10 protein-coding genes are annotated in these 12645 nt (G+C 42.4%); 5 read left to right on the top strand and 5 right to left on the bottom strand.

Annotated elements, in window-relative coordinates:
* Positions 1-819: 819 nt before the first annotated feature.
* Positions 820-1050, bottom strand: coding sequence for a hypothetical protein (locus HUW48_RS03270; protein WP_182414311.1), 231 nt, complete (start codon positions 1048-1050; stop codon positions 820-822).
* A 388-nt stretch (positions 1051-1438) separates the two neighbouring features.
* Here HUW48_RS03270 and HUW48_RS03265 point away from each other — a divergent pair, with 388 nt between their 5' ends.
* Entirely contained in the window at positions 1439-2383 is a 945-nt protein-coding gene (locus HUW48_RS03265; protein ID WP_182414310.1) for a M23 family metallopeptidase, read from the top strand.
* 279 nt (positions 2384-2662) lie between these two features.
* Positions 2663-3277, top strand: coding sequence for a hypothetical protein (locus HUW48_RS03260; RefSeq protein ID WP_182414309.1), 615 nt, complete (start codon positions 2663-2665; stop codon positions 3275-3277).
* 281 nt (positions 3278-3558) lie between these two features.
* On the opposite strand, the gene HUW48_RS03255 is transcribed toward HUW48_RS03260, so the two are convergent.
* Positions 3559-4032, bottom strand: a complete 474-nt coding sequence (locus HUW48_RS03255; protein ID WP_182414308.1) for a hypothetical protein — start codon at positions 4030-4032, stop codon at positions 3559-3561.
* Positions 4033-4363: 331 nt separating this feature from the next.
* On the opposite strand from HUW48_RS03255, the gene HUW48_RS03250 reads away from it, so the two are divergent.
* Complete coding sequence (locus tag HUW48_RS03250) at positions 4364-5611, top strand: cation:proton antiporter (RefSeq protein ID WP_182414307.1); 1248 nt, start codon at positions 4364-4366, stop codon at positions 5609-5611.
* A gap of 69 nt (positions 5612-5680) precedes the next feature.
* On the opposite strand, the gene HUW48_RS03245 is transcribed toward HUW48_RS03250, so the two are convergent.
* Complete coding sequence (locus tag HUW48_RS03245; protein WP_182414306.1) at positions 5681-6208, bottom strand: hypothetical protein; 528 nt, start codon at positions 6206-6208, stop codon at positions 5681-5683.
* A 114-nt stretch (positions 6209-6322) separates the two neighbouring features.
* The gene (locus HUW48_RS03240) at positions 6323-8014 is read right to left on the bottom strand and encodes a potassium channel family protein (protein WP_182414305.1); all 1692 of its coding nucleotides are present in this window, start codon (positions 8012-8014) and stop codon (positions 6323-6325) included.
* Positions 8015-8500: 486 nt separating this feature from the next.
* Between HUW48_RS03240 and HUW48_RS03235 the strand changes: the two genes are divergently transcribed.
* Both HUW48_RS03235 and HUW48_RS03230 read left to right on the top strand, forming a co-directional pair.
* Positions 8501-10831, top strand: a complete 2331-nt coding sequence (locus tag HUW48_RS03235) for an adenylate/guanylate cyclase domain-containing protein (protein ID WP_182414304.1) — start codon at positions 8501-8503, stop codon at positions 10829-10831.
* 457 nt (positions 10832-11288) lie between these two features.
* Positions 11289-12035: a sulfotransferase domain-containing protein gene (locus HUW48_RS03230; RefSeq protein ID WP_182414303.1), complete on the top strand. Its 747-nt coding sequence runs from the start codon at positions 11289-11291 to the stop codon at positions 12033-12035.
* Positions 12036-12172: 137 nt separating this feature from the next.
* On the opposite strand, the gene HUW48_RS03225 is transcribed toward HUW48_RS03230, so the two are convergent.
* The gene (locus HUW48_RS03225; RefSeq protein ID WP_182414302.1) at positions 12173-12610 is read right to left on the bottom strand and encodes a DUF1622 domain-containing protein; all 438 of its coding nucleotides are present in this window, start codon (positions 12608-12610) and stop codon (positions 12173-12175) included.
* Positions 12611-12645: the final 35 nt, after the last annotated feature.

Here is a 12645-nt window from a genome sequence, read left to right as displayed (position 1 = left end):
TAGTTGAAAGCCAGATAAATGGATGAGAGCTTTCTTGTAATTTAAAAAACCAACGGATTAAAAAATTGAGGGTTGCTAATAGTTGTCGATTTGACATTTTTAAGCAAATATAAATTATCTACCAGCAATTTTGGATAGTACCAGGAAAAATTTAATAAAAAAGCTGATCGGCATTGATGAACCTACAAGTTTGACGAAACGAAGGAGTAATGAGAAGTTGACCAATACCCAGCCCAAGAGTACGAGTTTATCAGCACTCGTACGGCTCGGCGCACCTTCATTACTTTATCTTTAGAATAGGGTATGCGCCCGGAGGTGGTAATGCGGATTTTAAGCCATAGCAATTACTCTACCTTTAAAAAGTACATTAAGATAGGTGAGAAAGTAGCAGAAGTGGAAATGAATACTATCTGGCAAATGCCGGTAGCCCTGAAGGTTGGATCTTTAAAAAACAATAGGAATTTAGAGATGTTTAGCATATATCAATGTTGTTTGGGTCTTAATTATTTTGTTTTCGGCATATGGAATACTTTATCAATTTATTTAATTACTCCGGTTTTAAATGCCAGAAGACAAGCTTAGGTGGATTTTTGAAACCTTACTTGTTACAATCAAACAGAAAATTAAGAGAATAACACAACAACGCCTTGAAGTAGATAGATTATTTCGCAATTTCTTGGTGGATTTTCGTACAAGTTTATTTGTAGAAGAGGAAAATTACACCCAGCAAATATCAAATACAGTTTTCTCGAACAATAAAGCAGCAAATAAATAGCCTCCTGAGATTTATGATGGCACCTTGCTCAAATAAATAATAAGCTAAATGCAAGTAGTAGATCCCAAACCTACCGACCTGATGCCGTGTATCTGGGGTTTTGCTTCCATTACATACAGGCTCTCTGTGCCGCACTGTTTAAGTAACTGCTTAAAACCAGCTGGGTTGTTTTCTTTTTTTACGTGTCGTACCTTTTCCTCTGCCAGGTAGCAAATTACCAAGGAAACTTTACTTACATCAATACCTACAACTTTTAGTTTTGCGGGTGGGATCATAGCTGGAAGCGTTTAATAAATAAGAAACTAAACAAGTAAGAAGAGTAGATGATGGCAGCTTTCTCTATCTTGAGGCAAGCTCTAAGGCCTTATGAAACTGTTCAAAGTAACCATAGGAAAAGGAAGGGGATTCTCATGTTAAACGGGTTCTTCAAGACCTAATAACACCAGGAATCTTTATCCTTCCTTTCTTCTCTTTTGATCCTAATATAAGCATCAAGGCAAACATAGGATAAAAGTAGTTATTGAGATATTATATAGCATTACAACTAAGATTTAAGTTGTTTTTCAGCAAATAATTGCTAAATACCACTAAATCACTGGTAACAATTTGCCTGGTGATTGGATGTATAATCAAAAGATAAAGTCCCAAGTTTATCGTACATCCATGAAATCTCTGACCTTTATTGCTTGCTGTTTTTTCTTTTACCACTTCCATTGCTCTGCCCAAAAGCTGGTGGAGGTAAAATATGAAGCCGATGCGAAAGGCAATTATAAATTTACCAGTGATAACCGGGGATACTGCAACTACATACTGGAAGTAAACTTTTCGAATCTACAGAATTTAAGAGCTAATTTTCGCTTACCTTTTGTGCAGGACGTGCAACCAGGAGCTAAATCCCTTTTTACCTTAACCAAAATGGACCCCGCTTCTCCCGCTACCTTTCGCTACACCTACCGGTACGTGAAGGGATGCGTAAACCCCAAAGTAAATATGGATTATACTTATCTATTACCCGTAGCTCCGGGCAAGGAAGTGCAATCCCAGGAGATGGACTATTTTCTGAAAAGGTACATGAACGAACCGGCACCCCAAGATTGGTACGCTATTTCCATCAAGATGCAAGCGGGAGACACGGTCTATGCGGCCAGAAGTGGTACCGTGGTGGAAGTAAAAGATGATGCCAACCTAGAAAAAACGGGTTATACCTTGGCCACTGCCGATAATTACATAGAAATTTACCACCAAGACTGCAGCTTTGCCCGCTATCAAGTGTTAAAGGACCAAAACATCTTTGTTAAAGCAGGGCAGTTCATTGAAGCCGGTCAACCCATTGGCATCGTTGGGGGAGAGAAGTATGTCTCGGGTCCGCACCTGCGGTTTTGTGTCTATTATACTTTAGAAAAAGAAGCTTTCACGGATTACGACAAAGCTGATCGTAAAAGTCGCCTGGCCTATGTACCGGTACAGTTCTGGACGAAGGATACGGGAAAGTTAAAACTAACCAGTAATAGTAAATACTTCAGTGAACATCCCATTGCCCTGGTTACCCAAGGAATGAATAGGCGACAAATTAAACGATGGAGCGAAAAGATCAAGGTTAAACCTTGAAGAGTCGCTTCTGGAATGGAAGTAAGTAGTCTTGCTGACCACCATTGTACAATGGTTGTTTCTAAAGTCCTCTAAAAATTGAATAATTACAAAATAACAATACCCTGTTATAAATCTTAATTCATTAATTATGAGCAACACTTCTACCAAGATTTCAGAAGATTATTTAATAAAAATCCGCCATTATAATTGATCAGAATCATTTATCTTGTTATTGTTAGGCATACACTTTCCCTTTCAAATAGATCAAAGTAGTTATATGCAACCTTCAAAACAATCATGGAACAATCTGACATCCTGCCCCCGGAAAACAGCATTTACCCAGCAAGAGCCATTGGGCTTGGAACATTGCTCGGAGGACTTTTAGTAGCAGGTTATTTAATTGCGGCTAATTACAAAGCATTTAATGAACCTGGCAAAGCTAAAACAACCTGGATCTATTCTATCCTCGTTAGTATGCTAATTTTTGGCGCATTGTATCTGATCCCTACTCTGGACAAGATTCCTAGATTTGTTATTCCGTTAAGTTACACCCTCACAGCTTTATATCTGGTACAACATTATCAAAGCCAGCTTATAAATTCCCATATCTATACTGGTGGCCCAGTTTATAAGATAGGAAGAACCTTCGTTATCAGCTTGGTGGGAACCGGAATAACTATACTGGCTTTATTCTTATTGGATACGGTAATGAATATAGGAGTCGAAACTAAAACTTATGGACTCCGACAACATGAGATTACTTATAAGCGGTACAATATTTCAGAAGCGGAAGTAGATCAACTTGCCGATGCCCTAACTAGTACCTTCTTCTTTGACGAGACTGCCAAAAAAATGCTCAGGTCAAGAAAGTACAGAATGATTATGAAATTTCTTTCATATGTGACTGTGTAAAAAGTAATGCTGATTTATCTTCCTTAATTGAATTAAGAACCGATATACAAAAGTCTTTCCCGAATCATAGGATTGCCTTAAATCTCTGCGCTGATGATTATGATCATGTCGTCAAGCGACTTGAATAAGGAGCAGAAAGCTTACCTGTCACGGCAAGCTTCAAGGGCTATTTTCCTGAATTGTTTTACGGAAAAAGCCTGTACGGGCCAAGCAGCCTATTATTCTGATGGTATTTCTTTAATCCCTTCTTCTTGAATAGGCTGCCAAGGAGCTTCCAAGGTCTAGTCAAAGCGGCGTACCTGCTGTCGAATGTCCCCAACTAGATTCCAGTATGCCAGTGCATCTAGCTGGGTCCAGCGAATTGTTCTAAGATGATGCAACCCTTTTACCTGGGCAAGGGATTGTAATAAGATATTTTCAATGAGTGGATGAATAATGGTAGCTAGCGGCTCCTCCCCTATTCCTGGCAAAATGATGGCGTTTTTTAAGTAAATAGCCACTATTTTGGCCGCTCTCCTATAACTAGTAGGAACACCTAGATTGCCCAAGGCTTGCATGATCTGGTGACACCACTGCTCTTGTTGTTTATCAAATTCTTCTTGGTTGAGCGAAACACAAGCTCTCCAGAATTGCGGCAGGGAGTTAGTCTCTAAGGCACGACTTATGTTAAAAGTAGTAACAAAAGAACGTTGAACCGCTCGGGCTGCCGTACACACAGCATACCGGTGTTTATGTTCATGGAAGCCATAAGGCATAGGTACTATTCTCGTTAAATGATCCCTTTAGGCTATTGTAGCTTTAAGGTAAGCAATTGAATTCTCATTTAATCCGTCTCATCTTTTAAAAAGAAAGTAGTTTCGTGAGATGATCAAAAGAGACCGTTTTTAAAACCTTAACACCAATTTATAGTAATTTTTTTCAATCTCTCGATTAGGGCGTTTAGCGAGACTAATTCCGTCAACTTATATCAGGTGACTAGACCTTAAATATTAGATATCAAAAATTGCAATACAACTCATTTCCCTAATCGGAGTATTGGTAAATTCTCGTTAACTAATAGTTTAAGTTGTAATTCGGTAGTAAGTCATGGATCCCTATATACTTATTATTACCATTATTGGTTTGGCTGCCTTAACCATGGCTTGGTTACCTAATTGGTTGGAAAAGCTTCCTGTTTCCTACAGCATCCTTTTCGTAGCCCTGGGCTTTATTTTATACCAGTTCTCTTTACCACTTCCCAATCCCAATCCTCTGGAAAACGAAATTCTAACCGTTCGTTTGACCGAAATAGGTGTAATTATTACGCTGATGGGTACTGGTATTAAAATAAACCGATCCTTTAGCTGGAAAAACTGGAAAATTCCTTTTTTGCTGGTTTTCGTTACTATGCTTTTTTGTATAAGTGCCTTGGCTTTGTTGGGGTGGTGGGTTTTAGGCTTGGCTCCGGCCTCGGCTCTGTTGCTAGGGGCGGTGATGGCCCCTACTGATCCGGTTCTGGCTTCGGAAGTGCAGGTGGGACCTCCCAGTACCGAAAAAGAAGATCACGTCCGCTTTTCTCTGACCGCCGAGGCCGGCATGAATGATGGGATGGCTTTTCCTTTTACCTGGCTGGCCATTGCCCTGGCATTAGCCGCCCAAACCGGGGAAGATTGGTTTTGGTCCTGGCTAGGAAGAGATTTGCTATATAAAATTGTAGTGGGTACCGGAATTGGCTACCTGATGGGCCGCTTTCTGGCTCATTTGGCCTTTGTACTGCCCGAAAAGCTTAACTTTCCGGAAACGAAAGATGGCTTTGTCGCCGTATCAGCTACTTTGCTGGTATACGGATTAACCGAAATCGTGCATGGGTACGGCTTTATTGCAGTGTTTGTGACAGGATTAACTCTAAGCCGCCAGGAGCGAACGCACAAATTACATCGGGAACTACATGATTTTACCGACCAGATGGAGCGTTTATTCTTAGTGGTGGTGCTACTTTTATTGGGTGGCAGCATTGCCACCGGGTTATTGGATGCTTTAACTTTACCTGGGATTGTGATAGGGTTGCTGTTTGTATTTGTAATCCGGCCCTTGTTTAGTTACTTAACCCTAGTAACGCAAAAGATTACCTTTCGGGAGAAGGTAGCTATTAGCTTTTTTGGTATCCGCGGGATTGGTTCCTTCTATTATTTATCTTTTGCTTTAACGCAGGCAGTTTTCCCAGCCAAACAAGAGCTTTGGAGTATCGCTGGTTTTATTGTACTTATCTCCGTACTGGTTCATGGTATTCTGGCCTCGCCGGTAATGCAATACCTGGACCTGAGACGAACCAAATCCGACTTAGTAATAAAGTAAGGAGGTATATCTTCTATCGATTTAATAGACGCATGAAGCAGCAGATCGGTAAGCCTCATTGCTTTTAAGTCAGGAGACATTTTCGGCTTGGTAATAAAATCGATAGTAAAAATATAATCCTATCAGACAAAGCAGAAAAGCTCCCAGACTGGAGATAGTAACAGCTAGGCCTACTAATAACAACACAACGCTGATTAAAACGGTTTTTTGGGCATAAACATAAACTTCCAGCGTTATTTTTTGTTTATCCGGTAGTTTCTGAAATAGAAAAGAGGTGTGCAGCATGGAGGAAAGTAGCCAGAAGATAGCCACCCGCAAAATAAAACCTCCCACATTATTAATCAAGGGTTTATCCAGTGAATCCAAAGGGATTAACAAAATATAAAATTCAGGTAAAAAGGCATATAAACCGACAATAAGAGCCGCCAGCCCTAGCAGTATCTGGAAAGATTGATTGATTCGGGTGAGTGGAGGTGAATAGGTTTTCTTACCCTTTAAGAGCCGCTGCTGAAAAGAAAGGTTCCAAATTAGGAATACCACTAGAAAGAAAAGCATCAATAAAGGCAGGAAGACTTCTAACTTGGATCGGGTCATCATCTAAAAGTTTAGTTAGCACTCTCACTTAGTTAAATATACTATCTTTTTTTATTAATAATTACTTTTTTCGGAGAGGTAGTTTAATAAGTTTTTGCTTTTCTCTGCTGGAATACTCTACACTACTCCGTATAGGTTAAAAAATTTATTTTCCGCTTCCACCGTGCCAATCAGAATAATCTCCGCGCCAGTGGGAAGTACCCGATTTGGCTCCGGATTAATCTGCAACTCCTCCCCTTGCCGAATGGCAATCAAGGTACAGCCGGTTTGCTGCCGGATGGCCGATTCTGCCAACGTTTTACCTTCTAAGGGCTCCGGCACCTTTACCTGCAAAAGATTCAATCCTTCGGCCACCATTAAGATATCACTGCGGTTAAGCAGATTAAAAATAGTATTCGCCCCCATGGAAGAGTAAGACATGACAAAATCCGCTCCGGCCCGATGAATCGTGGCTAAATTACGTTCCAGAGTAGAGCGGGTAATAATTTGAATATCAGGCCGCAGCAACCGGCAATAGATAGTCAGATACACATTCGTATCATCATCGTGCGTGGTGATTATCACACAGGGGGCTACTTCGATGCCGGCTTGCTGGAGAATTTCCAGTTCGGCCGCATCACCCAGAACGTACCGGGCATCCTCCTTTATTCTTTCTGGCGCTTTCTCTACTAAACGCCAATCCAACTTACGGGCTTCTAAAGCCCGCCCGGTAGCTCGCCCGACCCGACCACCCCCAATGATAATCACTGGCTGGTTCATTGGCTTGTCAATTCCATAAAGGTGGTTGTACTTTTTTAGTTGCTCCTCCGAGCCAGCCAGCACCAGGACGGTGCTAGGATTCAAACGCGTGTCGGGTTGGGCTGCTTTAAAAGTACCCCGTTCCCAAATGCCTACGACGCTAACTCCTACCTGCTGCCGCAGCTTCGTCTCTTGTAAGGTGCGGCCCACTAAAGGCGTACCCGCTACAGCTGCTTCGGCAATCTGCAGTTTGCCAAATTCGCCAATAACGTGCGAGCAGGCATCGCCACCACTGGCTCGCCGCGCCAGGAACAGACCCATCATCTCCCCTAAACGTAGAACATGGTTGCTGCCGGCTAAATTTAAGATATCTTCTGAGGCTTCTAAACTGCTAGTGGCAATAAGAGGCACTTGTCCGCTTATTCCTCGCACGGTAAAAACCACATTGGTATTGATGACATCGGTGGCCGTCGTGGCTACTAAAGCAGCTTTTTTCACCTGTACCTTTTGATAGGTTTCCGGATCATCCAAGTCACCTAACATAACCTTTACTCCTAATTCATGTAGGCGCAGGCCTTCTAACAAATCTGGCACTAACACCACATAAGGGTATTTAAACTGATTTAATTTTTTAATCAGCGCTTCGGTTACCGGGCCATAACGAGTCAGCACCACATGACCGCTGGTTTGGGCGGAAAGTTGGCGGGGAACTCGGGCGTGTTCCTGTGCCTTCATCCAGGGCGAATAGAAGAAATTGATGAAGGTAAACGGAAACAGAATTAGCAGGAACACCATCCCCGATAAAAGCACGACTATGGAAAAGAAACGTCCCGCGTCGCTATGAAAAGTGATATCGCCAAAGCCTAAGGTAGACATCACCGTCAGGGTCCAGTAGAATCCGGTAATCCAGGAGTAAGTCTTTCCTTCTCGCAGCATGAGTAGGTGAAAAAGGAGGGTGAAAACTAACACCAATCCCAATAACATTCCCAGAAATTTACCTAAAAGCCTTAAGTTGCGTCGGTCCGGCTTACTTTGCAGAAAAAGGAAAAGTTGAGTAGAGAGCAATTTCATAAGCAATAATCTTGTCTGAAGGAATGGGGCGGAAAGAAGAATTTTCACCCATCTTCAAACCCAGTCTGAATAAAGTATTACGGTATAAATCAAAGTTACAGAACCCGGGTTAAAAATTGTTATAAAATGGGCAAACTAGAGGCATTCCTTTCACCAGGTTGCCTCCAAGGCCGAATTCTGATAGTAATGTAATGATCCGAAATAGTTCAAAGGAAGTTCGCAAGAAAATATAGCTGGCTTATAAGTAAGAATATGTAAAACAACTAACTATAATTTCAGAAAATCGATAGTTTTACAAGACACTTGGACCAGCCATTTCGAGACGAAGATAAATATACCCGTGCCCTGCTGGGCACACACAATAGAGATAGGTCATAGCCGCGCAAAACCACTGCTCCAGCCAAGCTACACACAATACCTCAAAGACTATCGGATAATTTTTTGTACCTTCCTACACTAGTACGGACTTTCCAATATCGGCGGTTTATGAAAAAGATGTTTTTACTCTTGACAGTCTTTGTCTTTGCATCACTGACTTCGCTTTGTCAGGATCCCGTCGTTCAGTTGCTGAAAACAGCCTTGCAAAAAGCAAAGGAGGATACCACCCGTTTGCGGTTGCACCTGGCTCTAGCCCGTGCGGGTAAGGAGCAAGAAAAACTTTTCCATTCGGAAACGGCTATCCAACTTACCAATAAGCTCCTGAAAAGAACGACCGACAAAAACAAAAGAAGGCCCATCGTACTACAAGAAATTCAAGCTTACCAGCGATTAGATTCTCTTCTCACGGAAAATGGTAAAATGAACCCGGACCTCACATTGAATCATACCCAGCGTTTGCTAGAATTGCATACCGAAATAGCTGACAAGAAAGGCATGGCCGAACAACAGTGGAGACTAGCCTATTATAAGCTTTACAAAAACGACACTACCAGCTTTCTTTCTTATATGCAATTGAGCCTCGTCAATGACCGGCAGGCAAAAGATACTGCTGGCATCGTGAGTACGTATCGTGATCTCGCCTCTTTTTATCTGTCTATCGGCAATTTTCCCAAGGCATTAGGGGCACTTCAAACCGGTCTTGCCACTGCCAAAAAGATGAACTATAAAAAAGGTATGGCCTGGTGCCATTTGCAATTGGCGGATATTTACCGGGACAACAAGGAAGCCACCCAGGCGCTGCAAAACTATCAAACAGCTTTACCCATTTTATATGCGTTGAAAGACACCGCTAGTTTGTATAATGGCCTAGCGGCGCTGGGCGGCTTTTATTACAAACAAAACAACATTCCCAAAACCATCGAGACTTACCACAAGGTCATTGCCTTGGGCGAAGCTAAAAAAGATTTAAAGCAGAGAGTCCCGGGCGTTTATAAATGGATGGGACAGGTTTACAAGGATGCCAAGGATTATACCCAATCGGTCCATTATTATGAAAAGAGCTTAGAAGGATATAAAAAACAAAAGAATCTCCCGAATACCCGGCTTTCTATCGCTTACGTGCTGGGTGGGTTGGGTGAGGTTTACCAGGCGAAGCGAGACTTTGCCAAAGCTACTGACTATTACTTACAGGCCGCAAAAATTGTAGCAGAACTAAAGGATGAATATGGCCTGGCATCAGCGTATTGGGGGGTGGCACGGGCTCGTCTCCAGCAGAAAAATCATGCTTCGGCCAAGCAGTACAGTCACCAGGCGCTGCAGCTGCTACGTAAGCAATACGCCCTGGAGCCCATTAGCCAAGCAGAACGCTTGGCTTCTCAGGTTGACTCGGCTAGCGGCAATGGCCTGGAAGCGCTCCAACATTACCAAGAATATGTTCGTTTAACCAACCAATTACGAGGTGATGAAATCCGCAAAGCGGCCCAAGTGGAAAAGTTTGATGCTGAATTTGCCCAACAAAAAGCATTAGCCAAGGCTGAGCAGGAAAAAAGGGAGGCGGTAACCAAAGCCCAACTCCAGGAAGAACAAACCAAACGTTATGCCCTGTATGGTGGCTTGGGTTTATTGACCATTTTTGCGGGTTTTATGTTCAACCGCTTCCGGGTTACCCAGCGACAAAAGCGAATCATTGAAAAACAAAAGGCCATCGTGGAAACCGAAAAGCGGCGCAGCGATGACTTGTTGCTCAATATCCTGCCAGCAGAAGTAGCCGAAGAACTCAAAGAAAAAGGACATACGGAGGCAAAGTTGTTCGAACAGGTAACCGTCATGTTCACCGACTTCAAAGGCTTCACGCAAACGGCAGAAAAGCTGTCGCCAAAAGAACTGGTGGCTGAAATTGACACCTGCTTTAGCGCTTTTGACCACATCATTTCTCAGTACAACATAGAAAAAATAAAAACGATTGGCGACAGTTATATGTGCGTGGGTGGCCTGCCGGTTGCTAATAGAACTAATGCAATGGATGTGTTGAAAGCTGCCCTCGAAATTCAATACTATATGCAGCAGCAATTCGAAGAGCGGACCAAAGAAGGGAAAGAAGCCTTTGAAATACGTATCGGCATTCATACCGGACCTGTAGTGGCCGGCATTGTGGGCGTCAAAAAATTTGCCTATGACGTCTGGGGTGATACGGTTAACATTGCTTCCCGCATGGAAAGCAGCGGGGAAGCTGGCCATGTGAACATCAGTGGGGAAACCTACGAAGTTGTAAAGGATGCTTTTGTCTGCCTTTATCGAGGCAAAATCCTGGCAAAGAACAAAGGCGAAGTTGATATGTATTTTGTCGAAGGGATTTCATTAGATAAAACAACTCATCTGATAGCCGATGGCTTGACAAAAGTGGGGTTGACAGGCATGAACGGAACCAAACAAGTGTAGCAAAAAGTATAACAGAATTCGGCCAGAAGGAACTTGAATGCCCACCCTTAGCTTCCTTTCATTACTAAATTTCACTAACAGGAGTGGTTCGCCTCTACTCGCCTAAGGTAAGGGAGCTCCAACGGACAGGGCTAACCCTTGTTTCTTCTCAATAGGAAAAAAGCTAGAAAACACCCCCTATTTAACATGTTACTCGTTATCAGTAAAACTGGTTTTCTCGCCTTCTGGATGAGGTTATTTATAACTTAATTTCTGGTACTTTTACCGGTTACTTTCATACTTGCTTATAGTAGCGCGTCCACCTAAAAGCTTCGCCATGGTACCTTCAGAATTACTCATCGCTCTGAGCCAAATAAACCTGAATAATAACCAGCTTTCCGATCAAGAACTAATTGATCTGGTGGATCCGCTTGAAAAGGCGCACGCCACGATTCACCATCTGCTCATCACCGCTCGGATGCAAAAACTAAGACAGGATTTTGGGGAGAGAGATACTGATATTTACGTAGTTACTTATCCCAAATCAGGCACCACTTTAATGCAGATGCTGCTCTATCAAATGACCACTGATGGGAACATGGATTTTGAGCATTTATATAAGGTATCGCCCTGGTGCCGTTTCTCCGCTTATTTCAACCAACCCATGCCCAGTGTGGGCCAACGAAGAATCATTAAAACCCATGACCCTTACCAAATGCTTGGTGGTATTCAAAAAGGAAAATTCATCTTTGTTTTGCGGGATGGGTTAGATGTCATCGCCTCCTTGCATCAGCACCTCCTAGATTACAATAATCCTCAATCCGATTTTTCTGATTTAGCTAATCGCAAGATGCGTGATTGGTTTGAATACAACAAAAACTGGCTGGAGAATAAAGCTAAATTAAACATCCTTTATCTGCATTATGAAGATGTAATCACCAACAAAGAGCAAGTTATTCAAACGATTGCTACGTTTTTGGAAATAGAAATGAGTGAACCATTAATGGAACGCGTACTGCAAAAAACGTCTTTCGATTTTATGAAAAAGCATGAAACCAAATTCGGCGAGCAACCCGAACCTAACAAGGTTTATAACAATTTTATTCGGAATGGGAAGTCGGGTGAGGGGAAGCAGAAGTTTACCGAGGATCAAATTATTCAATACAAAAGCCTATCGCAAGAGTACCAGACTGAGAGCACGTTGCTGGAGAGATACTTTGAGTAAAAACACTAAAACCTTTGTAATTAAGTGTATTTGCTAGTGATGGAGATCTCCCCTCCTACTTTACTAACTTAGTCTTATAAGTTCAATTATAATAAGCAGAATGGACTGCCTGTTGCTCTCAATAGAACATCGTATAACTAACCCGCTTGATCTGCTTTTTTTTTCTCCAGGTCAGAGATCAGGGCTTGGCCCTTATTTATTCCTGTCGTCTCTCTTTGTTCTTCTTTCATCTCCAAAGATAAAAAGTAGTTTAAGGCCGTGCGAATCACGGCAATGGCGCCCAATTTACCTATCTGGTCCCAGGAAGGAGCAATAGCCGTGGACAGAATATCCGCACCTAACTGAAATTCTAAGGCTAGTGCCAGATACCGAGCCAGCACCAGCCGGATTTTATTAAAATTGTCTACTTTCGGCGGCAGTAAAGCCCGTATAAAATAATACAGAGCGATTAAAACTCCCATCCCAATGATGATTGCTCCTACTGTTTCCACCAATAATTTTAATCCTTGAACGGCATTAATGATGTGTTCTTCCAGGGAGCTGGCCTCCGGTTTAAACCCAGCGGGTGCAGTCATATCTTGTAGAAAATAAGATAGAATCATCTTTTTAC

This window comes from Adhaeribacter radiodurans, assembly GCF_014075995.1.
Taxonomy (GTDB): domain Bacteria; phylum Bacteroidota; class Bacteroidia; order Cytophagales; family Hymenobacteraceae; genus Adhaeribacter; species Adhaeribacter radiodurans.
Note: the sequence above shows the minus strand (reverse complement) of the source record. Positions and strands in the feature narration are given on the sequence as shown.

Bases quoted from the DNA above. Each gene is read 5' to 3' on its own strand.
- HUW48_RS03265 (WP_182414310.1), top strand. From the start codon at position 1,439: ATGAAATCTCTGACCTTTATTGCTTGCTGTTTTTTCTTTTACCACTTC.
- HUW48_RS03270 (WP_182414311.1), bottom strand. From the start codon at position 1,050: ATGATCCCACCCGCAAAACTAAAAGTTGTAGGTATTGATGTAAGTAAA.
- HUW48_RS03235 (WP_182414304.1), top strand. From the start codon at position 8,501: ATGAAAAAGATGTTTTTACTCTTGACAGTCTTTGTCTTTGCATCACTG.
- HUW48_RS03250 (WP_182414307.1), top strand. From the start codon at position 4,364: ATGGATCCCTATATACTTATTATTACCATTATTGGTTTGGCTGCCTTA.
- HUW48_RS03245 (WP_182414306.1), bottom strand. From the start codon at position 6,208: ATGATGACCCGATCCAAGTTAGAAGTCTTCCTGCCTTTATTGATGCTT.
- HUW48_RS03255 (WP_182414308.1), bottom strand. From the start codon at position 4,032: ATGCCTTATGGCTTCCATGAACATAAACACCGGTATGCTGTGTGTACG.
- HUW48_RS03260 (WP_182414309.1), top strand. From the start codon at position 2,663: ATGGAACAATCTGACATCCTGCCCCCGGAAAACAGCATTTACCCAGCA.
- HUW48_RS03230 (WP_182414303.1), top strand. From the start codon at position 11,289: ATGCAAAAACTAAGACAGGATTTTGGGGAGAGAGATACTGATATTTAC.
- HUW48_RS03225 (WP_182414302.1), bottom strand. From the start codon at position 12,610: ATGACTGCACCCGCTGGGTTTAAACCGGAGGCCAGCTCCCTGGAAGAA.
- HUW48_RS03240 (WP_182414305.1), bottom strand. From the start codon at position 8,014: ATGAAATTGCTCTCTACTCAACTTTTCCTTTTTCTGCAAAGTAAGCCG.